Origin of the sequence: Paraburkholderia fungorum, from assembly GCF_003610895.1 — a bacterium.
In the GTDB taxonomy this organism is placed as follows: domain Bacteria; phylum Pseudomonadota; class Gammaproteobacteria; order Burkholderiales; family Burkholderiaceae; genus Paraburkholderia; species Paraburkholderia fungorum_B.
This window is the reverse complement of record NZ_MCAS01000034.1, coordinates 125,979-152,731: the sequence shown is the minus strand read 5'-3', so window position 1 is coordinate 152,731 and position 26,753 is coordinate 125,979. Positions and strand designations below refer to the sequence as shown.

The following is a 26,753-nucleotide window of genomic DNA, read 5'->3' as shown; positions in this document are numbered from 1 at the left end:
AGTCGTGCTCGCCGCTTATGACAGTTTTTTTATCGAACAGGAAATGAAAAAATGAGCCGTATCACGCAGATCGTGGGTTACGAAGTCGTGGACAGCCGGGGGAACCCCACGATTGAAGTGGAAATCACGCTGGACGATGGATCGAAAGGCCGGGCGATCGTGCCGTCTGGCGCTTCGACGGGAGAACGCGAAGCCGTCGAACTGCGTGACAACGACCCCACCCGATATCTTGGCAAAGGCGTGCAAGGCGCGGTCAATGCGGTCAATACCGAACTGCGCAATGTGCTGGTCGGCATGGACGCCCTGGCTCAGCAGGACCTCGATCGAGCCATGATCGAACTTGACGGCACCGAAAACAAGCGACGTCTCGGCGCAAACGCGATTCTCGGTTGCTCAGTGGCTGCCGCGAAAGCCGCCGCTGCTTTCACACGAACCTCGCTGTTTCGCTATCTTGGCGGATTGCAGGCGGCTGTCCTGCCGGTTCCAATGATCAACATCATCAACGGTGGTGCGCATGCGGATAACCCGCTCGACTTCCAGGAGTTCATGATCTTGCCAATCGGCGCGGCCTCGTTCAACGACAGCGTGCGCATGGGGTCCGAGGTCTTTCACACGCTTCGTGGCGCGCTCAAGCGAGCGGGGTTCAACACGAATGTCGGCGATGAAGGTGGCTTCGCACCCACGTTGCGTTCCGCTGAGGAAGCGCTCGATCTGATCGTCGACGCAGTTGAGACCGCGGGTTATCGACCCGGTGTCGATATCGCGCTGGCGGTCGATCCGGCCTCCAGCGAATTCTTCAGCAACGGCCGTTATGTCTATCGTGGCGAAGGTGTTGAGCGCAGCAGAGAGGAACAAGTCGACTACCTGGCGAGGCTGGTGGCCGCGTACCCCATCGTGTCTATCGAAGATGGCACTGCTGAGAACGATTACGCCGGCTGGCAATTGTTGACATCCCGGCTTGGCGAACAATGCCAGCTCGTTGGCGACGACATCTTTTGCACCAATGAACGCCTGCTTCTGGAAGGCATCGACGCCTCGATCGGCAACGCGATACTCGTCAAGATGAACCAGATCGGCACCCTCAGCGAAACACTGGCCACCGTCCGCGTCGCCCAGCGCGCCGCTTACGGCGTTGTCGTCTCGCATCGCTCGGGGGAAACCGAAGACGTCAGCATTGCGGATATTGCTGTCGCGACGAACTGTGGCCAGATCAAGACCGGATCGCTCTCACGCTCGGACCGGACCGCCAAATACAACCAGCTGATCCGTATCGAGCGCGAGTTGGGCTCGCAGGCAACCTATGCCGGCGCGGCAGCGTTCGCGGCCCGCTCGCCGCGACAGTGACGCGGATAACGTGACGCCGTGGCCCTACCAGTGGCGTCGCCCATACCAGTCATGGCGGGACCACCAGCGGCGGCCATCCCAGTACTGGCCGCCGTGCCAGCCGATCACGATGGCCGGCGCCACGACCGGTACCGGCTGATAGGCCACATAGGGGGCGGGCGGTGGCGGTGCCACGTAGACAGGAGCCGGTGCGACGTAGACGGGCGCCGGCACGCCAACGTTGATGCCGAGCGAAACACCCGCATTGGCCATTTGCGAAGCCCCGAGAACCACGGCTCCAAGTCCCAGCGCGATTAACATTCTGGTTTTCATTTTGCCCTCCGTATCAGGGGAGTTAACGCTTTCACTTTAGCGAGCTGACGTTCGCGTTGAGTTACATGCGTGCAACAAAATTGACCGTTGAAATTTTTCCGGCGCGCCGCCTGCGGGCAGCGAGCCAGTCGCGCATTGAGGTCTACGAAAAGAGAGGCAAAGGCGTTGCAACGCGCGGTAACAACTGACGCGTCTTAACAGCCCACGATCAGCCGTTCCTGATAAGTGCCAGCGTTCGCTCAAACAACACACTGGATGGATCCGCAAGCTCGCTGACGAGATTGAAGTGATTCGAATGGCTATTGGGCACCAGCGAAACCGGCAGCCCGCGCTTGCTGACATCTTCGTAAAATTGCAGCGTCTGGTTCTTGAAGCCGGTCGTTTCCAGCCCGCCAACGGCCAACACCAGCGGCGGCGCCTTCTCCGGAATACGCAGCGCGGGACTCAGCAACGCCGCCTGGTCGGGATAGAGCCGTAACCACTCGTTCACGTTGATGTCACAGAGCGGGCGAATGTCATACAGCCCGCTGAGACCCACCACCCCTTTGACGACATCCTGCGGAACATTGAAGCGCGACTGCCAGTCGTCCGCATACAGCATACCCACGAGATGGCCGCCCGCCGAGCTGCCGCATACGTGGATGCGCTGCGGATCGATGCCATAGACGCTGCCGTGCCGGTAGAGCCATGAAATGGCGCTGCGCACCTCGCGTACCACTTCCGCCAAGGTGGCCTCGGGCAATAGCGTGTATTCGAGCATCACCACAGCCACGCCGGCGCTCGTCAGGGCAGCCGCCATCGAGCAGGCGTCTTCCTTGCGTTGCGCGCGCCAGTAGCCGCCGTGAATATAGACGAATGCGGGTGCGGGCTGCACCGCCGCCGCAGCCGGAAAAATATCGATGCGCTCGGCCACCCCCATTCCGTACTGAAGATCGAGTACGCCCGCGCAGCGCTGACGTGAAGCCTGCGCAAGCGACGCATACGCAACCATCTCGGCGTCGAAATCCTTCACGGAGGCGCGCGCGTTGTATTGCACGGCGCGCTCAGCAAGGTTGGCGAAAGTCAGGTCGAACGGCATGAAAATCCTTTTTCCGTGCTATTCGAATGATCAATATTACGAACCCGGAGCGCTGTCAACCTGCGAGGCATGGTTGGGCACCGCGAGTCGAGCGGCCGGGGTGAGCTGCTCACGGTCATTCGCGATTGCTCAATAATTCCCCGGGACTTTTTGAGTGTCGATTCGCGCATTCTGGAACGGCGAGGCGTTCGACCAGACGCTCCCGTTTTTGTGGATTTCCTGATGAAAATCCAGTTCAAACCGCTCCTCTCCTACCTTGGCAAAAAAAGTTTCGACATTTGCGTAATCAGGGTCCGCAGCCAGGATATCAAGCACCGCCTTCCTGGTTTTTTCGCTAGCCCCGCAGCCGAACGTAACGGACTTCACCGAGCGTTTCCTGAATGAAAAAAGGTGGATGCCCGGGTCCAGAATTTTGTCTGCATCATTCAACGGCCTGAAACATCGCCACTCGTTCTCATACTCCCATTCCGTACTCTTGAACAGATAGGGGAAGTCGCCGCTGGAATCGATATCTTCGAACGTCAGGAGCGGCCTGTCCTCCGTGTAGATCACTTTCTGTTTGTCGCCGTCGAGGAAGTCCGGATAGAACTCGATCACAAATCCCGTGTGACTCTCACAGTAGTGTGCCCACATCAGCAGATTGTTTCTCGGGTCGCCTCGGTGACCCATAAGAAGCGCGGGATTCTCGCTCGTATCGTAAGATGCGCTTAAAGAAAGTACCCCGTGCTCTTGCGCGTAGCTCGCCGCCTTTTCTTTGTACTCGTCGAGCTTGTTGAATCTATCGATAGAGTAACGATAGTCGGCATCGTCGAACTCTGTGTTCGGCGAATCATTCTTCGATACATGCTCAATCCAGCACCTGGACAGGTGGTAGACCTCGGGGTTCAGTTCGAACGGGTCATTGAGGCCAAGTGGAGGAGTGAATCTGATCATCCCACCAGAAAGAATGTCTGCTCTGTCCTTCGACACAAACTTAAAGAATGATGCTGGATTTTTCATTGTGTAATTTATTGGTTCCACTGGCCTCCTTATCGGCAAGGCATCAGAAAAATTGAGGGCTTCGACCAAGTTGCCGGCGCGAGCGCGTTGCTGACCATGTCGGCGGCCTATAACGTCACCCGACATTGGTACGTGCGGGCGTCGTGGAATCGTGTGATGACGAGTTATGACAAGGACAGCGATATTCATCTGGGCGGTATAGGCTATCGGTTCTAGATCGCGTGTCACGTAGGAGGTACGAGGAAATCGTCGCCACGGGCGCTGCCGGCACATTCACGAATCGACGTCAACGGCTTGGTACGTCGAAACAACGGCAATTTTCGAACCAAAACTTTCCGCGCCTTACCGATGGCCGAGATAGGCAGGAAATCCCCTCCTTACCAGGCATTTGGAAGTATTCCCATCACTTACGCTGAGTGCTCAACTCGTAAGGGGATCAAGCACCATGAGCATACAAAGTGTAAGCGGTTCACCAACTGGCACCGACCTGCCTTCGGTCGGCGCCACGCATCGCCACGGCGGCGGCCACCGCGAAGCAGCGGCGTCCTCGTCGTCTTCATCAACCAGTTCGACGGAATCGAACCCACTGTTGTCGGCACTCGATGCAGCGCTGTCGGCGCTTGGGATCAGCAGCACGTCGTCAACCACGGCTACGTCGGGAACATCGAGTACGGCGGCTTCTTCGAGCACCTCGTCCACCGCCGTTTCTTCCACATCCTCCTCAAGTGATTCGACGTCGGCCAGTTCGGTTTCCGGCGCGTTGCAGGCCTTTCTCGGGGCGCTGTTTCAGGCACTGGGATCGCTGCAGCAACCGGGCAATGGCGGCAGCACTACATCTAATGGCACGAGCGGTTCGACGAACTCGAACTCGATCGCGAGTTCTTCCTATGGGGATATTAGCGGGGCGCTGAATGCGCTCGCACAGCAACTCGGGTCTGGCAGCACCACGAGTTCGAGTACCGGGTCCGGCACGTCGGATACGAGTAGCGATTCTTCTTCGTCTTCTTCGCAAACGTCGACGCTGCAGACGGATTTTCAGGCTTTGTTGAGCTCACTCGGCGATAGCGGCTCGGGCACGTCGCTGCAGTCGTTTGTGCAGACGCTCGCGAATAACCTCAAGGGAAATTCGCATATGCAACCGGTTGGAAGCCTGGTGTCGACTACGGCTTAAGGTAACGGCAAGTACCGGCGGGTTTTCGTCCTTCCTGATGCCATCATCAGGAAGGACGGACGCCGCTATCAGGCCTTTGTCTCCGCGTAGGCCAGCATGGCATCGCCGATCACGTTTTCTCCGTGCGCGCTGAGCGCCGCACCGGCTCCGCGGATATCCCGCGCTTCCTTGTTCTGACCCAGCTTTATCTTCCCAACGAGCCGGGTAATCTCGATCTCCACGCCGACGATCGCTTTCAGCATGGTATCGATGTAGTCCGCGGAGCTATCCGTCATCTTCCATGGCTTGGGCTGTGACGCCTCGTGCGTGCGCGTCAGGCGGCCGACCACGCCGCGAACGTATCGCTCGTCGTCATGGATACTCACGCGGCCATAGGCGTGAACCACCCGATAATTCCACGTGGGCACCTGCTTGTGAAACTCGTGCTTGCTCGGATACCACGACGGCGAGATGTAAGCGTCCCCCGCGCGAAACACAACCAACACCTCGTCGCCATTGGCCACGTCCTGCCAGACAGGGTTGGCACGGGCGACATGGGCATGCAGAACGCCGCACGTTCCTTCTGTGGTTTTCAGTTCGAAGGGAAGATGATTGGCGTCCATTCCGCTCTTGCCGTGCGTGAACAGAATGCCAAACGGATTCTCCTGGATAAGGGTGTGCAGGACTTCAGTGCGCGGTTCGTCGAAATGGGCTGGTACGTACATGTCAGTTCCGTTAAAGGCGTTGGGGGCATTCGCCCTTGCCGTGAAATTGCGCCGCTGTGAAAGGAATGCCGGGTTCAGCTGGCCCTCATGTCCGCAAGACATCGAAGCGCCTCCCGCTGTGACAAAATTTTCGCGCTAAACTGGTTTGTTTCGTAGAGCCAGTTTCCGTAAATTTCACTGAACCAGAATGCAATGACCAGGCCACCCAAAACAGTCGAATTGCCGTCGATCGGCACGCTGGATCGAACGGCTGGCCAACTGGGGCGTCAACTCGCCCAACTACTGCGCGATGCGATACGCCGCGGTGACCTGAAGCCAGGCGAGATGCTGCCGTCCACGCGCGTACTCGCAGCCTCGTTGCATGTCGCACGTGGCACCGTCATCGAAGCATTCGACCAGTTGATCGCCGAGGGCTTCCTGGCAGCCAGTCCTCGAGCAGGCACCAGCGTGGCCCAGTCGTTGACGCCGGCTGTCGATGCCTGGGAGCGCCCACCCTCGGTCGAGCCCACTGCGCTTCCGGGACGTGCCAGCCTGCTCGCGCAGGTCGGGCGTCAATTTTCAGCTATCCCGGCAGCGCCCTTCGCCGTATCGGTGCCGGTAGGCCGCGCCCTCCCGGACGATATCTGGCGGCGGCTCGGCAACCGGGTGCGCGCCCGGGGTCCCGGCGCACCGGCAGGCTATGGCGACCCGCAGGGAGCACGCGCGCTGCGTGAAGCGGTCGCCGATTACGTCAGGCGGTCCCGCTCGGTCCGCTGCGAGGCCGAACAGGTCATCATTACGAGCGGCACGCAGCAAGGCCTTTATCTGTCGTGCCAGGTGCTGCTCGACGCCGACGACTCGGCGTGGGTAGAAGACCCGGCGTATAGGGGTATCACAGCGATCCTCGAAAGCACCGGTCGTCCGGAGCGCATGATCCGGGTGCCTGTGGACGCAGAGGGACTCGACGTCGACGCCGGCATTGAACTCGGCGCGCACGCCCGCGCTGCATTCGTCACGTCATCGCATCAATACCCGCTTGGCATGCCGATGAGCATGGCAAGACGCAACGCGCTGCTGGCCTGGGCCCGTGCGAACAACGCCTGGATCGTCGAAGACGACTACGACAGCGAACTGCGCTATGCAGGCCATCCGTTTCCCTCGCTGCAGGGACTCGATCCGAGCCGGGTGATCTATCTCGGCACCTTCAGCAAGATCCTGTTTCCCTCGTTGCGCCTGGGTTATGCCGTGGTTCCCGACTACCTTGTGGATGCCTTCTGCGGCGCGCGCGTGCTGATGGATCGCAACCCGCCGAATGCCGATCAGCATGTGCTGGCGGCCTTCATCGCGGAAGGTCATCTGGACCGTCACATCCGGCGAATTCGCGGGGTGTATGCGGAGCGCCGCATGCAAATCATCGAGACCGTCGAGCGCCTGTTGCCGAAAGAGCTCGCCTGGCTGCAGCCCAGCGATCAAGGCATGCACATGGTGCTCTGGCTGGGTGAAGGCGTCGACGACACAGCCGTAGCGTCGCTAGCCGCGGAAAGCGGCGTTGCCGTACGGGCGGTGTCTCCGATGTATTCGGCTGGCAACGGCCGGGCGGGTTTGATACTGGGCCTCGGCGCGTTCAGCGACGCCGAGATTGAAATAGCCACGCGACATCTCGCAAGGTGTATTGGCGTGGCAGCGACGAATGTCACACGCAATGTTGCCAAACGGTCGAGGAAAAAACCGGCGCCTGGTGTTTCCCGCTAGCATCCCGGCGCTCGAAGCGTTCGACAGCGGCGCCCGCGCGCCTTGCACCACCGGACTACAATCCTTTATATGGCTCCAGTCATGCGTTGCCCACAAGGCAGCTTCGACCGACGCATCGGCAACCCGGTCAGCCAGATTCAAGGCGGACCGGCAATTTAAGCAGACCTGATCGCAGCGAGCCACGCGTGGTGCCCTGACAAAGGAGGGGCAATGCATTCGCAACCGAGCTCCCGCGTGTACTTCCGGCGCGCCGCAATCACGCTGGCAGCCGTCGTGGCCGGTCTGATCGTTGCCGGGCGTGTCACACGCGTCGTGGTCGACTGGTTGTGGTTCTCTTCAATCGGTTATGGCGACGTTTTCTGGACGCTAATCTCCGCAAAGGTGTTCCTTTTTGCCGCCGTGTTCGCAGCGTCGGCGAGTGTCATAGCCGTATCGGGGTTCCTCGCGCATCGTTACGCGAGACGTCCCGGCAGCTGGCAAGTGGAGGCGGCCCGTCTGTCGGGGCCGCCGGAGTTCATCAGCGAACTGGCGGACCAGCTCGCGCCGCGGATTCGCTGGCGCGCCAGCGTTGCAGGTAGCGCGATTGCCCTGGGATTGATCGTCGCGGCCAGCGACATCTCCAACTGGGATCTGGTGCTGCGCTTCCTTTATCAGGTGCCCTATGGCGAGCATGATCCGATCTTCGGACGGGACATCGGTTTCTATCTGTTTTCACTGCCCGCTTATCTAGCGTTCAAGAACTGGCTGCTGCAGCTGATCGTCTTGAGTGCGATCGTTGCAGGTCTGGTCTACGGGATACGTGGCGACATCAGGTTCGAGCGATCGCCACGCGGACTCTCTGCCGCTACCACCGTTCATGCTTCCGCGCTGCTCGGCGCGTTCTTCGTGCTGAAGGCATGGTCCTATACCCTCGACCGTTTTTTGCTGCTGTACGGCGATAACGGCGTCGTGGTCGGTGCGGGCTATACGGACATTCACGTGGAGCTTCCGGTCTTATGGGTGCTCGCCGGCCTTGCCGTCGTAGCGGCCGTTGCGTCGTGGATCAATATGCGCCGGCGCGACTATCGGATTCCCGCCGCCTCGGTATTGCTGGTGTTCGGCGCCTCGTTCGTGGGCGCCGTGATCTACCCTGCGCTGTTCCAGCGCTTCTTTGTCAAGCCGAGCGAACTGCAACTGGAGACACCCTATATCAAGCACAACATCGCGCTGACGCGGATGGCCTATGGGCTCTCGCAAATCGAGGTAAAGCCGTTTCCAGCGGAGCAGGAATTGAATCTCGCCTCGCTCGAAGCCAATCGCGCCACCATCGACAACATCCGGCTATGGGATGTGCAGCCGCTGATGGATACCTACGCGCAGTTACAGGAGATCAGGACTTACTACAAATTCCTGTCCGTCGATATCGACCGCTACCGGCTCGACACCGGTTACCGGCAGGTGATGCTGTCGGCCCGCGAACTGGAGCCGTCGATGCTTGCCGCGAATGCCCAGACCTGGGTGAACTTGCACCTCCTGTTCACGCACGGCAATGGTCTCGTGATGTCGCCCGTCACCGAAAAATCGGCGGAAGGTTTGCCCTCCTTCTATTTGCAGGACATTCCGCCCGTCGCCCACGGCGGACCGGCGATTCAGGAGCCGCGCCTGTATTTCGGCGAGGGGGGCGAAGGGGGTGAAGGCTATGTCATCGTGAAAGGCAACGTCCCCGAATTCGACTATCCGAAGGGCAAGGACAACGTCTACACCACTTACAGCGGGCGCGATGGGATTGCCATTGGCAGCGCTGCACGCCGCAGTCTGTTCGCCTGGCAATTCGGTGATCTGAACATTCTGCTAACCGACTACATCACGCACGCCAGCCGCATCCTGCTGCACCGTAACATTCAGGACCGGGTGCGCACAATCGCCCCGTTCCTCAGCCTCGATCACGACCCCTACCTCGTTACAAGCAACGGCCGCCTCTTCTGGATGCAGGACGCCTACACGACGAGTAGTTGGTTCCCCTACGTTCAAGCAGGTTTCGGCAATGGCGCCAACACCATCCGCAATGCGGTCAAGGTGGTGATCGACGCGTACAACGGCACGGTAGATTTCTATGTTAGCGATCCTGCCGATCCGATCCTGCGGACTTATCAGCGCATCTTCCCGGGTCTGTTCAAGCCTCTCGCGACAATGCCGCGAGACCTGCAACAACATATCCGCTACCCCGAAGATCTGTTCCTGATCCAGGCGCAACTTTATCGGGCCTACCACATGGATGCGCCGGAGGTTTTCTACAATCGCGAGGACCTCTGGCAGTTTCCCCGGGAATTGATCGGCATTGACGGTGGGAATAGCCCCGGCACGCCAATGACACCCTACTACATGATCATGCGGCTGCCTGGGGAGACAAGCGAGGAGTTCGTGCTGATGCTGCCGATGGTGCCCAGCCAGCGCGACAATATGATCGCGTGGCTCGCCGCGCGTTGCGATCCACCCAATTACGGCAAGCTCATCGTCTACTCGTTTCCGAAGGACAAGCTGGTCTACGGGCCGTTCCAGATCGAGGCACGCATTCAGCAGAACACGGAGATTTCGCAACAGATTTCGCTGTGGAACCAGATGGGTTCGCGAGTCATTCGCGGCCACCTGCTCGTCGTGCCGATCGAGAACTCCATCCTCTACGTCTCGCCGCTCTATCTGCGCGCGGAGTCCGGCCAGTTACCCGAGTTGAAGCGGGTGATCGCCGCGTATGGGGACCGGGTGGTGATGAAGGAGACCCTGGGCGAAGCGTTGGCCGCGCTCTTCGAAGCGAGTGCGCCACTCGCGTCGCCGCCTCAAGGCACGGCGGACGCGCGTGCCCGCGAGGCGCTGGCGCGCTATGACCGCGCGATCGCACGATTGAAGGCGGGCGACTGGAGCGGTTTCGGCGCGGAACTGGATGCGTTGCGGCCACTGCTCGAGGCGCTGGGTGCTGGCCACCAGGACGGCCGGCATTGATGCATTTCACATCGCGCCGCCCGGCCTGCCGCACCAACATGATGTCTGGCGCGGGTATGCGCGAGGATTTCATCCGCGGTCCATTTTTTATCGCTCAAGTACGCGCTGCGCGGTATGCTTGGCGCTGTACGACAGCATGATGCCGTGTCCAGGCTGGGCGATTCACGCGTCAATCGCCCGGCGATGCGAAAGACCACAGCGATTTTGTCGGAGACGGGCCTATGAGCACGACCATCTCAGTCGAAGAGCCGCCCCGCGTCATCGGGATCGTGACCAGGATCTACTCGAGTTTGTTGATTGCTGGTTTTGCGCTGATTCCCGCCTACCTGATTATTTATCTGGTTTTCTTTCAGGACCCCAGCCTGAAGTTCGAAAACCATGCATTCCACGAAATCGCCATCGCAGCGGCAACGCTCGAGGGGCTGTTCGTCACTTATGTGACCTGGCGTTGCTACCTGTCGTCGGGTGAGCCGCTCCTGCGCTGGCTGACTTTGGGCTTTCTCGGCTTTGTACTGGTCTACGCGCTACACGGCGCATTCACCGGTATGGCTCACCACAATATCTGGCTATTCCTGCTCTACGGACCGGCATCGCGCTTCGTGATGTCAATGCTTTTGCTGATCGGACTGCTTTCATACCACCGTGCGCCAGACGCGCCCGAGCAGCGCTCGAAGCCTGGCCCATGGCTCACGTGGATCGCCGTGTTCGTCCTGATCGACGTGGTGGTCGGCGTGATTGCGAACTCGCCCATTGCGGGCGAGCTTGCCGTGCGGCTATCTATGGAAGGTGGAGCGCTCGTCTTCTCGACGCTGAACGTCATGGTGCTGATGCTGCGGCGCATTCGCTCGCCGCTGATGGTGATCTATGGGATCTCGATCACGTCCTTCGCGCTTGCGTCCCTCGCATTCATTATCGGCAAGCCCTGGAATCATATGTGGTGGCTGGCGCACGCGATCTTCGCCGCCGGTTTTTTCCTGCTGAGTTATGGCGTCGTTCAGGCGTTTCGCACGACGCGATCCTTTTCGACGATCTACAGCCAGGAAGAACTGATAGCGCGCCTCGCCGAGGCGATGGCGCGCACGGAAAACGCGCTGCAGGAACTCCAGCGCACCAATCACAAGCTCGAGCATCTCGCCGCAACCGATCCGCTGACGGGCGCCGCGAACCGGCGCGAGTTTATCCAGCAAGTGGAGGCGGAAATCGCGCGCGCCAGACGAGGGGGTGCGCCGTTCTCGCTGCTGGCGCTCGATCTCGACCACTTCAAATTGATCAACGACAACTACGGCCATCAGGTAGGCGACGAGGTGTTGCAGCGATTCGTACAGAAATGCCTGGACGCCATTCGACCATACGAAGGTGTAGCGCGAGTCGGTGGCGAGGAGTTTATGGTGCTCCTGCCTAAAGCCGCGCTAGACGTGGCGCGTTCAATCGCGGAACGCGTGCGGGGCGCTGTCGCGACCGAGGAGTTCTATACCAAAGCCGGGCGCGCTGTCGCCGTTACCGTCAGTGTCGGCATCTCCGAGTTCGGCCGCGACGGCGACACGATCGACACCCTCCTGAAAGTTGCCGATGAGCGGCTTTATCGTGCCAAGCACGATGGCCGCAACCGGGTGGTGGCCGGATAAAAGCATTTCACGATCGATCCATAGCTGTTCGATAAGCCTCCTGCGGGGTCGTCACATTCACGAGGTTGGACACCTCGTGGACTTCCGACCGCGCAGGAGGCTTGGGGAAGCCGGTTGAGTATTCTGTAAATGTTATGTTATAACATGCTAAATCAACCGGGCCGCGTCGATGCACGCGCCTTGCCTTTCATCATTTCGAGGCTCCTCCCCCATGCACAAGCTTCCTGTCACCGTGCTGTCCGGCTTTCTCGGCGCAGGTAAAACCACGCTTTTGAACCACGTCCTGAATAACCGTGAAGGCAAGCGGGTGGCCGTGATCGTGAACGACATGTCAGAAGTCAACATCGACGCCCAGCTGATCCGCGACGGCGGCAGCCAGCTGTCACATATCGACGAAAAACTTGTCGAAATGAGCAATGGCTGCATTTGCTGCACCCTCCGAGAGGATTTGCTGATCGAAATCCAGCGCCTCGCACGGGAAAAGCGTTTCGACTATCTACTGATCGAGTCGACGGGGATTTCGGAGCCTTTGCCGGTTGCCGAGACCTTCACTTTCCGCGACGAAGAAGGACACAGTCTTTCCGACATCGCGCGCCTCGACACAATGGTCACCGTCGTCGACGCCTACAATTTCGTGCGCGATTACGGTTCACACGATTGTCTCGCCGATCGCGGCGAGACCATGGGCGAAGAAGACCGGCGAACGGTTGTCGATCTGCTGACCGAGCAGATCGAGTTCTGCGACGTAATCGTTCTGAACAAAACAGACCTCGTGACGGCGGATCAGATCGATCAGCTCAAGGGTGTGCTGCGCGTGCTCAACTCGCGAGCGACAATCGTGCAAAGCCGCTTCGGGCAGGTTCCGATCGACCGGATCCTCGATACGGGTCTGTTCGATTTCGAGGCCGCATCTCAGGCGCCCGGGTGGCTCAAGGAAATGCGCGGCGAGCACATCCCCGAAAGCGAGCAATACGGCATCACCAGCTTTGTCTATCGCGCTCGACGCCCTTTCCATCCGAAGCGTTTCTTCGACTGGATTCAGCGCGAATGGCCCGGCGTGGTGCGATCGAAGGGGTACTTCTGGCTCGCGTCGCGCAATCACGCCGTGGGCGAATGGTCACAGGCCGGCGCGATCTCGCGGCATGGGCGCGCGGGAACGTGGTGGGCGGCAGTGCCGAAGCAGTCGTGGCCACAGGACCCCGAGGCGCAGGCAATGATTCGAAGCCGCTGGGATGGGCGCTTCGGGGATCGCCAGCAGGAGCTGGTATTGATCGGCACGGGCATGGACGAAGCGTCGTTGCGCGCGTCGTTCGATGTCTGCCTGTTAAGCGACGAGGAACTCGCCCGTTCGGAATCCGCGTGGCGTAACTTTCCCGATCCGTTTCCGGACTGGACGCCGCCTCAAGGATGACACGCCGCAGACATGACATGCCCGCAGCCCGGGAAGGGAACGTGCCCGGGCTCGCCTGGCATGGTGTGTCCGCAATCTCACTGCGAGCGGGTTCCCTCGAACTCGACGATCTCGACCCAGTTCGCCCCTTTACCCACGGGGTATTGTCCAATCGTGGAGAGCGCGCCGGATTTGCCGTCGATGCGGTACGCACTCAGGTTTGACGACAGCTGACCGACTGCCAGCAAATACTTGCCCGACGGATCGATACTGAAACCGCGCGGCTGCTTTTCGGTCTGATACGTGCCGATACGCGTCAACTCACCTGTTTTCGCGCTCACCCGATAGGCCGCCAGCGTACTGGACGTGCGTTCAGACGCGTACAGGAAGCGCCCGTCTGGTGTGACGTGCAAATCCGCCCCCCACGGTTTGTCACCGGAAAAATCCGGCGGCAGGATGGAAACGGTCTGGACGGGTTTCACCGTGTCACGCGTGCTATTGAAAGCGAGCACGTGCAGCTTGCCGTCGAGCTCATCGATCAGATAGACAAAACGATGATCCGCCGAGAACACAAAGTGGCGCGGCCCCGACTTCTCAGGCAACGAATAGGCAGGCGTGGCGTCTTCGATCAGTTGACCGTTTGACGCATCGAACTTCAAACGTAACCACGCATCCGAGCCGAGCACTGACGCAAAAACATAACGGTTGTCGGGTGCACTGCGAATGGCGTGGGCCATTGGGCCGGTCTTGATGGTCTGCAGAACTTCGCCCGCCACACCATTCGCGGCGATCCGGTTCACCGCCAGAAGGTTGCCGCCATACGATGCGGAAAAGAGGTAGCGACCGGTCGTATCCGTCGACACATAGGCCATGCTCTCCGCCAGCGGCGCCCTGCCAAGTTCGATCAGCCGGCCGTCGAGCGGATTGACCGCGAAGCTCACCACGCTATACGGCTTGGAGCGTAACGCAGCATAGAGCCGAAGATGATCGGGCGAAAGCGCCATCGGCATGACGGTGCCCCCAACCGGCACGGTCTCGACCGCGGCGAGCGCGCCACTCGATTTGTCGAGGCTGAAGACAGAGATGTCCTGGCTGTCCGCATTCGATACGTAGGCGTACGTAGCAGCCTGCGATACACCCGCTCCCAACACACCCGTAAACAGGATGGCTGCCGCTACAAGGGTGGCCCTAACGCTCATCGTGACACTCCGTTGAAATGATGTTGAATCCGTCGAATATGAATATCGCGTATCGCGCCGCCCGGCCTTCTCGGCAAAGCAGCGGCCGACAGGCAACGCTTGGCCGCTACGGCGCGGGCGCGATGGATGCTGTTTACCGAATACGGGTGCGGGTCAGGCCGGCTTGAGGCGGAATGCCGAAACGGCATCCGTCATGGATTGCGCCTGCTGCTCAAGTGCGCTCGCGGCGGCGGCGGCCTGCTCGACAAGCGCGGCGTTCTGCTGCGTCACCCGGTCCATCTGGCTGACCGCCTGCCCGACCTGCTCGATGCCGGTGCTCTGCTCGACGGTCGCCGAGGTAATCTCAGCCATGATGGTGGCGACGCCTTGCACCGCACCCACAATCTCGCTCATGGTCTTCCCGGCCTGAACAACGAGTTCATTTCCATCGCGGATATCGTCGACCGATGCAGCGATCAGCGTCTTGATCTCCTGTGCCGCGACCGCGCTGCGCTGCGCGAGCGTGCGCACCTCGCCGGCGACGACGGCAAAGCCACGGCCTTGCTCGCCGGCACGCGCGGACTCGACCGCCGCATTCAAGGCCAGGATATTGGTCTGAAATGCGATGCTGTTGATCATCCCGGTGATCTCCGCGATCTTGTTCGAACTGGCTGTGATGGCCGTCATCGTTTGCACTGCGCGCTGCACGACGCTGCCGCCTCGCTGCGCCACGTCTGCCGCGTCGGCTGCGAGCCGGCTTGCCTGACGGGCATGATCGGCGTTCTGCTTGACCGTCGACGTCAGTTCTTCCATGCTTGCCGCCGTTTGTTCGAGCGACGCGGACTGCTGCTCGGTTCGACTCGACAAGTCGAGGTTGCCGGCCGCGATCTCGCGCGCACCGCCGTGGATGGCTTCACAGTTCACGCGTACATTCGATACGGTCTTCGCGAGACCCGCCTGCATCCGTGACATCGACGTAAATAGCTGCCCCAGCTCACTCTTGCCCCCTTCCGGAATCGATACCGTCAGGTCGCTTCCGGCGATACGGTTGAGCAAATCAGAGGCGCGCTGCAGCGGACGGACCACAATCCTGCGCAACGCGAAATGCGCGGCCACGATCAATGCAAGGGCCAGTGCCACGCCCGCCGCCACCATCGTGGCGACCCACGTGTATTCACGGTCCCCTTGCACGGCCGAATCCCTGGCAAGTGTCTCGGCGAGGTTCTGGAACTTCTCGACATTGGCCGAATAGGCGACGCCAGCCAAAGTAATGTCTTTATCGTTGATCGATACGTACGTATTCGTATCACCCCGCTGCAAGGCGGCAAATGCAGCCTGCAGAATTGTGGCCAGGGCATTGGAGGAATCGACGAGTTTTTGCTTCAGCGCGTCGTCTTGCCCTGAAAATTTATCAGCATCACGAAACATCTGGGTTTCGTGAGCGGCACGCTCCAATGTCGAAGCCGCGCTCTTGAGCGCCGAATCGCGGGTCACTTCGTCATTGCGCTCTTTCAATGCCGAATAGGCGCGCGTCAGCGCCGCGCGGGTGCGCGTGGAGTCTTTATAGGCATCGTTGACCAGCACTTCCTGGCTGGCAATCTCGTGCAGACGCCGGGCGTTGTCGTTAGAACGGCCCAAAGCCAGTACCCCTACTACGCCACCGATCAGAATCATGCTTGCGAAAAGCAGCAGGACGGCAAGGAGACTATGTCTGATTGTCAAATTACGCATACCTACCGATCCCGTTGGCCATTATTTGTCTATTTGTTTACGACATCAACAACTGAAACCTGAGACTTCGATCTCGCATGATTCAGCACATACGATGGCGCCGCGCTGCTCAACAACCGGTGTATCTGGTCGCGACGCGATCATGCTTCGTCACAGTTTTTGATATACGTTATCATACAATTAAAGCGAATCACCGAAGAAAATATTGGATGCGCATTTGCCCGCATTCTTCAACCTCACCGAATTCCTGCTTGAGCGTCATTTCGACGAGGTCCAGCTCACATCCCATGTTATGGGATGTCTGATATCTTTGGGTTCATGGGCGTGACCGAAACGACTTACCCGATGCCATCGACTCCCAGCCCGACACGGAAGGTTAGCCTTCAGCATTCGTTGCCCTGCGTCAGATTCATGCCAGCTTCTGAAATACAGTAATCCTTAGCATTTATCAATCTGCATCATTACCCGGAACAGCCGACTTCCGCGAGAGAAAGCACCTTAGCGTACTGTTCGTCTCGTCGTAGAAGCAGAGATCATCGTCAAACGGCGTTCCAGCTCCTTGAAATCGGAAACGAACCAGAACGCGTGGCCGAGATTGGTTTCGTAGACCAGATCGCGAAGCGCACCGCTGCGCGCAAGCCACACGTCGATGTTGCCCACGACCGCGACCTTCAGGCCGTAGTTGATGAATTTCTGAACGACATGTCCTGCCACGCGCGTCTCGAGCTGGAAGAAATCGTCATGCAAGGATTCGACCGGCAGCGCTATCCACGTTGCGTCATGCTCCCACGCCGCGCTGATCAAAGCATTGGCGTCGTGCTCACCGGTCAGCAACGGCGCATCCTCCGCGTACACCAGCACGCGCTCGTGGCCAACGCTTCGGCTGCTATGCGTCATACGGCAATCCGTCCATGTCTTCGGTTAAAAAATCCATCACCGTGCTGCCTTGGCCTCGAACGAAATGCGGTTGATCGCCCAGGAAACAGACCTTCGCATTCGGCAATACGCGGTGCATGCGTTGCCGGGTTTGCGCCGAATCGATCAGCGCATCGCGACCGCCGACGATCACCAGCAGCGGCATCGTGATCGCGCGTAGTTTCGAGTCGGTGAAAACCGGTATCTTGCCCAGGCGAGGGCGAAAACTGCGATCGATCGTTTCCATCAGGCGCACAACGGCACGGCCTGCGGGCGGCAGATCGGCGGCCATCGGGCCAAGCACAATATCGCGGATCCGGCGGCGCCCCCACGCGCCGAGCAGCAACAACGGTGCAACTCTGAGCAGGAAACGTTTTTGGGCGCCGATACCCGGCGGGCAAAACAACGCGAGCCGTTCGACACGCGCCGGCCGGCGAATCGCGAAATCCAGCGCCATCCAGGCACCGAGGGATATACCTGCCAATGCGGCTCGCGGCACCTGGAGCGCGAGCATGACGTCGTCGAGCCACAAGGCGTAGGCGTCGCTGTCCAGCGGTGGACGCGACGGTGCGCTAAGCCCCGCCTCTCCGATCAGGTCGATTGCATAAACGCGAAACCGTTGCGCCAGCATTGAGACATAGGGAATCCAGCTCGCCGAGTTGGCCTGGGATCCATGCAGCAGCAACAACGGCGGCGCATGCTCGGGACCGCATGCCACCACGAAGGTCTCGCCTTGCCGGGTCGGCAGCGCAAGGTGGTTATGAGGAACCGGCCAGTAGCTCAGCGTTTCCCGATAGGCCGCAATGACGCTGCGCGCCGCCTGGGCCGACTTGAAGATCGCGGTCATGGGCGAAAAGATTCCAGCAGCGTGTCGAGCGCACTCAGCAATGCCGCAGTGTCGCCGGCGACCGCCACGATGACGACCTTCAACTGGCGGAGCCCGGGATCGAAGATCGTTTCGAAATGAATCGGATGAGCCGGCGTCGTACGACTCGAGAGTGCTGCCTGAAGACTGCGCGCCACATACTGGTGGAGCGCCGGCGACGCGTCGGGCACATCGACGACGCAGGTTGCGCGAGCAGCCGCAGGCTTCCTCCCGGGCTCCGGCGGCACACCGGCGAAGGTTTCCAGATCGACGCGCAGGATGCGATAAGCCCTTCCAGCGCGTGTGGCGCGGAGCCGTCCTGTACGGATGAAGCGCAGGATCGTTTTGGGGTGCAGCCGTAGATGATCAGCCGCTTCATCCACGGTGTAGAAGGCGTCAAGCACGGCGATAGACCAAACGAATAAGGATGCACATATTCCTTAATGCTCCCTTTATTATGATAAATAAGGAACATTAGAGATATTTTTTGCTCCAGTCAACATCCCTTCTAGTGGCCTGAAGCATCACCTTCAGGACCAAGGGAGACCGTCTCATGCCAGGAATGCAGCCATCCCGTCCAGCCAGACGGCGGGTCGATCTTTTGGCATCTCAGCCTTAGCAAACCGGAATTTTTCGCCCAATACTCGTAGGGCAGGTCGCCGTCGGTCCAAGGAAATACGAGGCGCTGCCCGTCGATCAGCTCGCTCTAACCGTCCGCGGGCGCTGCATACCACTGCGGCTTTCTACGTGTGATCCGAAGCGCCGGCGGATCGCATGAGGCAACGACAACCGGTGGGATGTCTTTGTGGATATGAAACCCGGAGTCACACTATGAGCAACAAACCTACGGTCGTCCTCGTGCATGGCTTTTGGGGCGGCGCCGCGCATTGGAGCAAAGTGATCATCGAATTGTCACGCAAGGGATATACGTCGATACGCGCGGTCGAAATGCCATTGACCTCGCTTGCGGACGACGCCGAGCGAACCCGGAAGATGGTTGCACAGGTCAACGGTCCCGTGCTGCTCGTCGGTCATTCATATGGCGGCGCGGTCATCACCGAAGCGGGCGATCTTCCAAACGTCGTCGGACTGGTCTACATCGCGGCGTTCGCACCCGATGCCGGCGAAAGCCCCGGCGGCATTACGCAGGAAAGCCCTCCCGTTGCCGCAGCCAATCTCGCCCCGGACAGCGACGGCTATCTGTGGGTCAAACCAGAGAAATTTCATGAGAGCTTCTGCCAGGATCTCACGCCGGAAGAAGGTCTGGTCATGGCTGTGACACAGAAGGCGCCGCTTGCCAGCACGTTTGGCAACACGATCACGGCGCCCGCATGGAAAAAGAAGCCGTCGTGGTACCAGATTTCAAGCGAAGACAGGATGATCTCGCCGGAGAACGAGGCGAGGATGTCAGCGCGGCTGGGTGCGAGGAAAGTCATCACGCTCGCGGCCAGCCATGCCTCGCTTGCATCGAAGCCTGCCGAAGTGACGGCCCTGATCGACGAGGCCGCGACCGAGGCCGTGAAGAGTCTGTGACGCATCTGTGAAGCGTCTGTGACCCATCGGTAGCGGGCAAAACGCATTGGCGCCTACGGGTTTTTCCTGGTCTTCACCGGTGTCGAGACCGGTGTTGCCGAAGCGTCGTTGGGGTATGTTCAACCCCTCCAGTGAAAGGCAGGCACATCATGACTACCGGTACAGTCCGTCTCCAACGCGTCTTGCGCGCTACGCCCGAGCGCATCTATCGGGCCTTTCTCGAACCCGATGCGATAGCAAAGTGGCTCCCGCCCTACGGGTTCACCTGCCAGGTCCATCACATGGATGCCCGCGTCGGCGGCACCCATGAGATGTCCTTCCGTAATTTCGGCACCGGCCATGGTCATTCGTTCGGCGGCGAGTACCTCGAACTGGTGCCGTTCGAGAAGATCCGCTACACGGACCGATTCGACAACCCCGGCCTGCCCGGCCAGATGCATGTGACCGTTTCATTGCAGCAGGTGGTCTGCGGAACGGAACTCTCCATCGTGCAAGAGGGCGTGCCCGAGGTCATTCCCGTGGAAATGTGCTACCTCGGCTGGCAGGAGTCGCTCGCCCAGCTGGCCAAGCTGGTCGAACCCGTGATCCCCGATTGACGACACCGGCACAGCTGCGCGCCGTCGCCGACGCGCAGTTCGTTTGTTCGGTTGGAAATTTTTTCAGTGTCGGAACGGATTCGCCTGCATATCAGGCAAAATTGACCGTGTACTTTTGTCACACTACGCTGTTTCAGCAACCCTGCCTGCTTTCTGTCTGCTTTCCATCTCTCAAGCATCACGTGAGGGGCCTCAAAAAGCGCAATTCGCAGACGCAGGAGTCAGTCAGCACACGGCCATGAAAAGCGAACTCATCGAAGACCTTGTCATCACTGCCGCAGATTTTTCGCCTGACGCAATCTTCCTCGTGAGCGAACAAGGTCGGATACGGCACGCCAGTCCCGCGTGTGAAGATATATTCGGCTACGCACCGGGCGATTTCGTCGATCAGTTCATCATCGATTTCGTGGTCGCGGCCGATCAGGACGCCACGCGCCGGGAAGCCAAGGAAGTATTAGCCGGCCGCAAACGGGTAGGCTTTGAGAATCGCTATCGTCATAAGAATGGCAACGACGTCTACGTGACCTGGTCAGCGCGCTGGCTGGAGCATGAGCGACTGCGCGTCGGCGTAGCCCGCGACGTGACCGAACTCCGCCGACGCGAGGCCACGCCCGCATCACTCTTGTCCGTCCTTGCGCCGTACGAACGCAAGGTGGTTGAACTGCTGCTGACCGAGGCGACTGAAAAACAGATCGCCGAGCGGCTTGGTCTCGCCGCCTCTACCACCCATTCCTATATCACCGGGATTTTCCGCAAATATGGCGTGCGGGGACGGGCAGGCTTGATGAGCCTGTGGCTCAAACATCTCTCCAACGGCTTCGCCCCACCCCAAGACAGGTAAGCACGGCTCTTCCCGCGCGCAAGAAGCGCTCGCGAGCGAACCGTGCCCGCCAATCATGCAAGCATGGGTATTGCCGAATGGTTTTTCTCATGCGGAGCCCGCCGGTTTTGCACGCATTTTCCGGGCTCTCATTGGGTTCTCTCAGGTTTCCGGCTTCTAGTTTTTGTGGTTCAACGAGCGCGCGGCCAACACCGCCGACGACACAATCGAACCCATATATTGGAGCCGATGCTACCTGAAACAGCGTGCCCAACGTACCCTGCTAATCAGAAGGGTGACGAGCGCGGCGCGCGCGGGTATGCGCAGGAGACAGGCATCGAATAGAAGAAAAAAGGCACCTGCGCGCACTCTCTCATACCCGCCAGGCCGGCCCATCGGGAAAGTCATATTGATCGAGCGACGCCGCATGCATTTCGATGCTGTAACCGGCGCGTTGTGGCGGCATATAACGGCCGTTTCGAATCACAACCGGATCGACAAAATGCTCGTGCAAATGATCCACGTATTCGAGCACCCGGTTTTCGAGCGACGCCGATACGCAGATATAGTCGAACAGTGAAATGTGCTGCACGTATTCGCACAAGCCGACGCCGCCCGCATGCGGGCACACCGGCACGCCAAATTTCGCCGCCATCAGCAGCACGACGATCACCTCGTTCAGACCGCCCAGGCGGCAGCTATCGACCTGACAGAAGTCGATGGCCTGCGCCTGCAGCAACTGCTTGAACATCACCCGGTTATGGCAGTGCTCGCCAGTCGCGACGCCGATGGGCCGAATCCGCTGCCGGATCGCCGCGTGACCAAGAATATCGTCGGGACTTGTAGGTTCCTCGATCCACCACGGATCGAACTGCGCGAGGCGCCGCATGTTCGCGATCGCCTCATCGACGTCCCACACCTGGTTCGCGTCCATCATCAGCTTCAGGTTCTCGCCGATTTCCTCGCGCAGGATACGAGCCCGGCGCATGTCCTCTTCAAGATTGCCGCCCACTTTCTGCTTGAAGTGCGTCCAGCCCTGCGCGACCCCTTCCCGCGCGAGCCGGCGAATCTTGTCGTCGTCATAGCCGAGCCAGCCGGCCGACGTCGTGTAGGCCGGATAGCCGCGCGCCAGCATCTCCTTTTCACGCTCGCCCCGGGTTCCGGCATGACGGTGCAACATGGCGATGGCTTCCTGCGGCGTGATCGCGTCGGTCACATAGCGGAAGTCGAGGCAACGCACGAGTTCTTCGGGGCTCATGTCGACGAGCAGCTTCCACACCGGCTTGCCTTCCGCTTTGGCCCACAGGTCCCAGGCCGCATTCACGAGCGCCGCCGTCGCCAGATGAATAGCGCCCTTGTCCGGACCGATCCAGCGCAGTTGGCTATCCGAAGTCAGCATGCGCCAGAAAGCGCCCATGTTCGCGGCGATATCCTCGAGCGTTTTGCCGACGATCAGTGGGGCAAGCGCCTGCACCGCCGTCACGCAAATTTCGTTGCCGCGGCCGATCGTGAACGTGAGGCCGTGGCCTGTGAGCCCGTTCGGCGAATCGGTTTCGAGCGTCACGTAGGTGGCGGAGTAATCTGGTGCTGCGTTCATCGCATCGGAGCCGTCGAGTGAACGCGAGGTTGGAAACCGGATGTCCCGGACGGACAGCTTCGTGATCGTGGGCATCTGAACACTCTCCTGTTCGACAGCGATCGACTTCAGCCTAAGAGCAAAGAGCGCTGCGGCCTGTGCTCAACCGGCCTCTTTGCGGCTACCTTCTCCCTCCGTGCAGCAGTGCAGGGCAGAAAAAGAAGAGGAAGCATCGCGCCGCCTCTTCTGTCTTCGCGCCTCGCGGCGAAGGTCAGTCGTAGAGCACGGCGGCGATCTTGGGATCGCTCATATTGCTCTTGTCGTACCAGTAGAAGCCCGTGTCGACTTTCTTCGGCAGCTTCTCGCCCTTCAGCGCCTTCACTGCGGAGTCGACCACGCATTTGCCGATGCCGATCGGGTTCTGCGTGATAGCGCCATACATCAGGCCGGAATTGATGTCGTCCTTTTGCTCCTTGCCGGAGTCGTAGCCGATCAGAACGAGCTTCTTGCCGGACTCCTTCACGCCGATCGCGGCCCCTTCCGCCGAGCCTTCATTCGCGCCGAAAATGCCCTTGAGATTGGGATTGGCCTGGATCATCGTCTTGGCGATTTCCGCGGACTTCAGATGGTCGCCGCCGCCATACTGGACCGAGACGATTTTGATGTTCGGATGCTTTGCTTTCATCTCGTTCAGGAAGCCGTCGCGGCGATCGATACCGGTGCGGCTCGTCTGATCGTGCACGACCAGCCCCACCTCGCCCGCATCGCCGATCGCCGCGGCCATCTTGTCGGCGGCGAGCGCGGCCGCAGCAACGTTGTCGGTCGCGCAGGTAGTGAGCGGAATGTCGCTGTCGACGCCGGAGTCGAAGGCGATGACAGGTATTTTGGCGGCCTGCGCGCGCTTCAACAGCGGAATGGCCGCCTTGCTATCGAGCGCGGCAATGCCGAGCGCCTGGGGCTTCTTGGCGAGCGCCGCCGAGAGCATGTCGATCTGCTTGTCGACCATGGCCTCGGTTTCCGGACCCTCGAAGGTGATCCTGACGTTATGCTCCTTGGCCGACTGCTCCGCGCCGGCTTTGACGGCCTGCCAGAACTGGTGCTGGAAGCCTTTCGAAATCAGCGGAATGTAGGTGTCCTGCGCGTACGCGACACCCGCCCCGCCAACGAGCGCGCCAACGCCGACCACGACACTGATTAGTCTTCTTTTCAACATGGGGTTTCTCCTCCTAAGTGGGCCATCGAGCTTCAGCCGTTGGGGGAGCCTCTGGCGCTCCCTTTTCTTGATTCTTGATCTTTGATCCTGTCCGGCGTGGTGTTCGCCTTTGTCAGCTTTTCTTGCGCCGCAAGATATCGGCATAGACCGCGAGAATGATGATGAGGCCGGTCACCACGATCTGCCATTCCTGTGCGACGGACATGATGCGCAGACCGTTGGTCAGCACACTCATGATGAACGCGCCGATAATCGTGCCCAGAATCGTGCCCGCGCCGCCGCTCAGCGAGGTCCCGCCGATAACCACCGCGGCGATCGCTTCGAGTTCGTAGCCCTGGCCAAGCGCCGGCTGGGCCGAATTCAGGCGCGAGGCGATCAGCAACCCGGCGACGCCGCAAATGGCGCCGGCGAGGCCGTAAATCGCGATTTTCCAGCGATCGACATTCACGCCGGAAAGCCGCACGGCTTCTTCGTTGCTGCCGAGCGCAAAAGTGTAGCGGCCGAGTGCCGTACGGTTAAGCGTGATCGAACTCACGATCGCGAGAAAAAACAGGATCAGAACCGCGTTCGGCACCGGCAAGCTCGGCAGCACGTAGCCGATCAGCGAATCCTGCGAGATCCGGTAGAAGTTCTCGGTGTCGCTGAAATAGATCGGCTTGTCGGCCGAGACGACGAGCGAGAGGCCCTTGAGCAGCAGCATCATGCCCAGGGTGGCAATGAACGGCGGTATTTTCATTTTCGCCGTGAGGGTGCCCGAAATCGTCCCGCAGATCGCCCCCGTCCCAATCGCGGCTACGACGCCGGTCCACATCGGCAAATGCCAATAAGTCAGAAACACGCCGCAAATCACCGCCGTGAAAGTCATCAAGGTGCCGACGGACAAATCGATGCCGCCGGTGATGATGACGAACGTGCAGGCAATCGCCAGTACGCCGTTGACCGCCGTCGCCTGCAAAATCCCCAGCATGTTGTCCATCTGCATGAACGCGGGAGAGGCAAAGCTGAAAAAGACCAGCAGGAGGATCAGGCTCCCGAAGGCCAGCAGCTTTTGCAGAGCGGTCGGCGCGAAGACGCGGGCTCTGAGGCCCGAGGGCCTTTCCTTGTTACCCAGCGCCGGCGTATCCGATGGCAGTGTCATGAAATAGACCTCTCGAGGCTCACGCCGCTTTTAAGGTTTCGCGCTGCGTCGCCAGTTGCATGATGCGCTCCTGCGTCGCCTCCATGGCGAGGAGTTCGCCGGTAATGCGGCCCTCGCACATCACCACAATGCGGTCGCTCATGCGCAGGATTTCCGGCAATTCGGACGAGATCATCACGATCGCCTTGCCCTGCTCGGCGAGCGAGCGCAGAAGCTTGTAGATTTCGCTCTTGGCGCCGACGTCGATGCCGCGCGTAGGCTCGTCGAAGAAGAGCACGTCGCAATCACGTTCGAGCCATTTCGCGACGACAATTTTCTGCTGATTGCCGCCAGAAAGAAGCCGTACCTCCTGCGTTGCGGAGGGTGTGCGAATGGCGAGCAGATTGATGAAATGCGAGGCTGTCCGGCGTATCTCCGCGCGGCGCAAGAAAAAGTTGAGCGACAGGAATCTGCGCAAGTTGGACATCACAATGTTCGCCTCGACGTTCATGCCGGTCGCAAGACCGAAGCGCTTCCTGTCTTCGGAGAGATAGCCGATACCGCGCGCTACCGCATCGCTCGGATTCCTGATCGTCACCCTCACGCCGTTCACCGTAATATCGCCCGATTCGATCGGATCGGCGCCGAACACCGCGCGCGCGACCTCGGTGCGCCCGGCGCCCATCAAACCGGCAAAACCCAATATCTCGCCTTTGTGCAGCGCGAAACTCACGTCTCTGACGAGCGGGCCGGCGTTCAGATTCCTGACTTCGAGCGCCACCTCGTCCTGGTGCGGCGTGCCGTGAGAAGGCGCAACGTCGGTCAAGGTTCGACCGACCATCATGCCGATGATCGCTTCCACGCTGGTATCTTTCGCGGTCACGGTGGCGACATATTCGCCGTCACGCAGCACGGTAACGCGATCGGCAATCTGCTTGAGCTCATCCATCTTGTGCGAGATATAGATGATGCCCACGCCCCGGTTCTTCAGTTCGCGAATGATGCGGAAGAGTTCAGCGATCTCGGCTTCGTTAAGCGCGGAGGTAGGCTCGTCCATGATCAGCACGCGCGAATCGAAAGACAAAGCCTTGGCGATCTCGACCATCTGCTGTCTCGCCACCGTAAGCGCGCTGACAAGCGCGCGCGGATCGAGATTCACATGCATGCGGGCAAGAATGTCACGCGCCTGCGCGTTGAGCCTGTCTTCGTCGAGGAACAGGCCGAGACGGCCGCGCGGCTCGCGGCCAATGAAGATATTCTGGGCGACGCTCAGATGATTCATCAGTTGGAGTTCCTGATGAATGATGCCGACCCCCACGGCCTGCGCCTCGCGCGGGCTCGAGAACTCGACCGGCTGGCCGTCGTAGAGGATTTCACCCGTATCGCGGGTGTACACGCCGGCGAGGATTTTCATCAGCGTCGACTTGCCGGCGCCGTTCTCGCCCATCAGCGCGTGGACTTCACCCGCCATCAGCTCGAACTGGACTTCGTGAAGCGCCCGCACGCCGGGAAAGCGCTTGCTGAGTCGCTTGACGGAAATCAGCGGGGTCATGACGCGGATCGCGCGGCAATGCCGCGAGCGCCGCCGGCCGCATGGGGAGGAGCGGGTCGAAAAAGCCGTGGACGCCGCCGCGCCGGGCGCCGCCGGTTAGTGCCACAGAGATCGCGGCCGAAATCGCAACGAGAAGCCAGACACATTGCCTGGTGCCCTCAAATCGATGTGCGACGATTTTACGCCGCTCAATGGCGGCGGCTCAATTAGGCATTCCCTAATATCGGGTACGAACGGTACGCGCGCCAGTTTCCCACTATTTGGCGCTCGGTTTGATGTCTGTTTTTGCGTCCGTCCTCGTGTTCATTCCGGGCCGCTCCGCTGCCG

At 60.0% G+C, this 26,753-nt stretch carries 22 protein-coding genes; 9 read left to right on the top strand and 13 right to left on the bottom strand.

The window, feature by feature from the left end; all coding sequences use genetic code 11:
* Positions 1-51 precede the first annotated feature (51 nt).
* A complete protein-coding gene (gene eno / locus BCY88_RS27305) occupies positions 52-1,344 on the top strand; it encodes a phosphopyruvate hydratase (protein WP_120347273.1) in 1,293 nt (430 codons plus the stop codon).
* A gap of 24 nt (positions 1,345-1,368) precedes the next feature.
* Here eno and BCY88_RS27300 read toward each other — a convergent pair whose 3' ends face one another.
* From BCY88_RS27300 to BCY88_RS27290, 3 genes are all read right to left on the bottom strand, one after another.
* Entirely contained in the window at positions 1,369-1,656 is a 288-nt protein-coding gene (locus tag BCY88_RS27300; protein ID WP_120347272.1) for a hypothetical protein, read from the bottom strand.
* Between the two features lie 208 nt (positions 1,657-1,864).
* Positions 1,865-2,734, bottom strand: coding sequence for an alpha/beta hydrolase (locus BCY88_RS27295; RefSeq protein WP_120347271.1), 870 nt, complete (start codon positions 2,732-2,734; stop codon positions 1,865-1,867).
* A 129-nt stretch (positions 2,735-2,863) separates the two neighbouring features.
* A complete protein-coding gene (locus tag BCY88_RS27290; protein WP_183081463.1) occupies positions 2,864-3,802 on the bottom strand; it encodes a DUF2971 domain-containing protein in 939 nt (312 codons plus the stop codon).
* Positions 3,803-4,178: 376 nt separating this feature from the next.
* Here BCY88_RS27290 and BCY88_RS39620 point away from each other — a divergent pair, with 376 nt between their 5' ends.
* Entirely contained in the window at positions 4,179-4,904 is a 726-nt protein-coding gene (locus BCY88_RS39620) for a hypothetical protein (RefSeq protein ID WP_147408561.1), read from the top strand.
* A 68-nt stretch (positions 4,905-4,972) separates the two neighbouring features.
* On the opposite strand, the gene BCY88_RS27275 is transcribed toward BCY88_RS39620, so the two are convergent.
* The gene (locus BCY88_RS27275) at positions 4,973-5,608 is read right to left on the bottom strand and encodes an FMN-binding negative transcriptional regulator (protein WP_120347267.1); all 636 of its coding nucleotides are present in this window, start codon (positions 5,606-5,608) and stop codon (positions 4,973-4,975) included.
* A 192-nt stretch (positions 5,609-5,800) separates the two neighbouring features.
* Between BCY88_RS27275 and pdxR the strand changes: the two genes are divergently transcribed.
* From pdxR to zigA, 4 genes are all read left to right on the top strand, one after another.
* Positions 5,801-7,339 carry a MocR-like pyridoxine biosynthesis transcription factor PdxR gene (pdxR, locus tag BCY88_RS27270; RefSeq protein ID WP_120347266.1) on the top strand — a complete coding sequence of 513 codons (1,539 nt, stop codon included), beginning with the start codon at positions 5,801-5,803 and terminating at the stop codon, positions 7,337-7,339.
* Positions 7,340-7,549: 210 nt separating this feature from the next.
* A complete protein-coding gene (locus BCY88_RS27265) occupies positions 7,550-10,315 on the top strand; it encodes a UPF0182 family membrane protein (RefSeq protein ID WP_120347265.1) in 2,766 nt (921 codons plus the stop codon).
* A gap of 221 nt (positions 10,316-10,536) precedes the next feature.
* Complete coding sequence (locus BCY88_RS27260; protein WP_120347264.1) at positions 10,537-11,940, top strand: GGDEF domain-containing protein; 1,404 nt, start codon at positions 10,537-10,539, stop codon at positions 11,938-11,940.
* A gap of 211 nt (positions 11,941-12,151) precedes the next feature.
* A complete protein-coding gene (zigA, locus tag BCY88_RS27255; protein WP_120347263.1) occupies positions 12,152-13,351 on the top strand; it encodes a zinc metallochaperone GTPase ZigA in 1,200 nt (399 codons plus the stop codon).
* A gap of 77 nt (positions 13,352-13,428) precedes the next feature.
* Here zigA and BCY88_RS27250 read toward each other — a convergent pair whose 3' ends face one another.
* The 5 genes from BCY88_RS27250 to BCY88_RS27235 all read right to left on the bottom strand — a co-directional run bounded on the left by BCY88_RS27250 (position 13,429) and on the right by BCY88_RS27235 (position 18,423).
* The gene (locus tag BCY88_RS27250) at positions 13,429-14,529 is read right to left on the bottom strand and encodes a lactonase family protein (protein ID WP_120347262.1); all 1,101 of its coding nucleotides are present in this window, start codon (positions 14,527-14,529) and stop codon (positions 13,429-13,431) included.
* Between the two features lie 153 nt (positions 14,530-14,682).
* Entirely contained in the window at positions 14,683-16,239 is a 1,557-nt protein-coding gene (locus BCY88_RS27245; RefSeq protein ID WP_120347261.1) for a methyl-accepting chemotaxis protein, read from the bottom strand.
* 498 nt (positions 16,240-16,737) lie between these two features.
* Positions 16,738-17,136: a DUF4180 domain-containing protein gene (locus BCY88_RS39935; RefSeq protein WP_183081462.1), complete on the bottom strand. Its 399-nt coding sequence runs from the start codon at positions 17,134-17,136 to the stop codon at positions 16,738-16,740.
* Entirely contained in the window at positions 17,126-18,001 is an 876-nt protein-coding gene (locus tag BCY88_RS27240; protein WP_183081461.1) for an alpha/beta fold hydrolase, read from the bottom strand. The genes BCY88_RS39935 and BCY88_RS27240 overlap by 11 nt, the downstream gene beginning before the upstream one ends.
* Positions 17,998-18,423, bottom strand: a complete 426-nt coding sequence (locus BCY88_RS27235; RefSeq protein ID WP_120347260.1) for a helix-turn-helix domain-containing protein — start codon at positions 18,421-18,423, stop codon at positions 17,998-18,000. The genes BCY88_RS27240 and BCY88_RS27235 overlap by 4 nt, the downstream gene beginning before the upstream one ends.
* 427 nt (positions 18,424-18,850) lie before the next feature.
* Here BCY88_RS27235 and BCY88_RS27230 point away from each other — a divergent pair, with 427 nt between their 5' ends.
* The 3 genes from BCY88_RS27230 (at position 18,851) to BCY88_RS27220 (ending at position 20,989) form a co-directional block, all read left to right on the top strand.
* A complete protein-coding gene (locus BCY88_RS27230; protein ID WP_120347259.1) occupies positions 18,851-19,552 on the top strand; it encodes an alpha/beta hydrolase in 702 nt (233 codons plus the stop codon).
* Positions 19,553-19,701: 149 nt separating this feature from the next.
* The gene (locus BCY88_RS27225) at positions 19,702-20,148 is read left to right on the top strand and encodes an SRPBCC family protein (protein ID WP_120347258.1); all 447 of its coding nucleotides are present in this window, start codon (positions 19,702-19,704) and stop codon (positions 20,146-20,148) included.
* Positions 20,149-20,386: 238 nt separating this feature from the next.
* A complete protein-coding gene (locus BCY88_RS27220) occupies positions 20,387-20,989 on the top strand; it encodes a PAS domain S-box protein (RefSeq protein WP_120347257.1) in 603 nt (200 codons plus the stop codon).
* Positions 20,990-21,341: 352 nt separating this feature from the next.
* On the opposite strand, the gene BCY88_RS27215 is transcribed toward BCY88_RS27220, so the two are convergent.
* The 4 genes from BCY88_RS27215 to BCY88_RS27200 all read right to left on the bottom strand — a co-directional run bounded on the left by BCY88_RS27215 (position 21,342) and on the right by BCY88_RS27200 (position 26,426).
* The gene (locus BCY88_RS27215) at positions 21,342-22,640 is read right to left on the bottom strand and encodes an L-fuconate dehydratase (RefSeq protein WP_120347256.1); all 1,299 of its coding nucleotides are present in this window, start codon (positions 22,638-22,640) and stop codon (positions 21,342-21,344) included.
* 175 nt (positions 22,641-22,815) lie between these two features.
* Positions 22,816-23,757: an ABC transporter substrate-binding protein gene (locus BCY88_RS27210; RefSeq protein ID WP_120347255.1), complete on the bottom strand. Its 942-nt coding sequence runs from the start codon at positions 23,755-23,757 to the stop codon at positions 22,816-22,818.
* 112 nt (positions 23,758-23,869) lie between these two features.
* A complete protein-coding gene (locus BCY88_RS27205) occupies positions 23,870-24,895 on the bottom strand; it encodes an ABC transporter permease (RefSeq protein WP_120347254.1) in 1,026 nt (341 codons plus the stop codon).
* Positions 24,896-24,914: 19 nt separating this feature from the next.
* Positions 24,915-26,426: a sugar ABC transporter ATP-binding protein gene (locus tag BCY88_RS27200; RefSeq protein ID WP_120347253.1), complete on the bottom strand. Its 1,512-nt coding sequence runs from the start codon at positions 26,424-26,426 to the stop codon at positions 24,915-24,917.
* Positions 26,427-26,753: the final 327 nt, after the last annotated feature.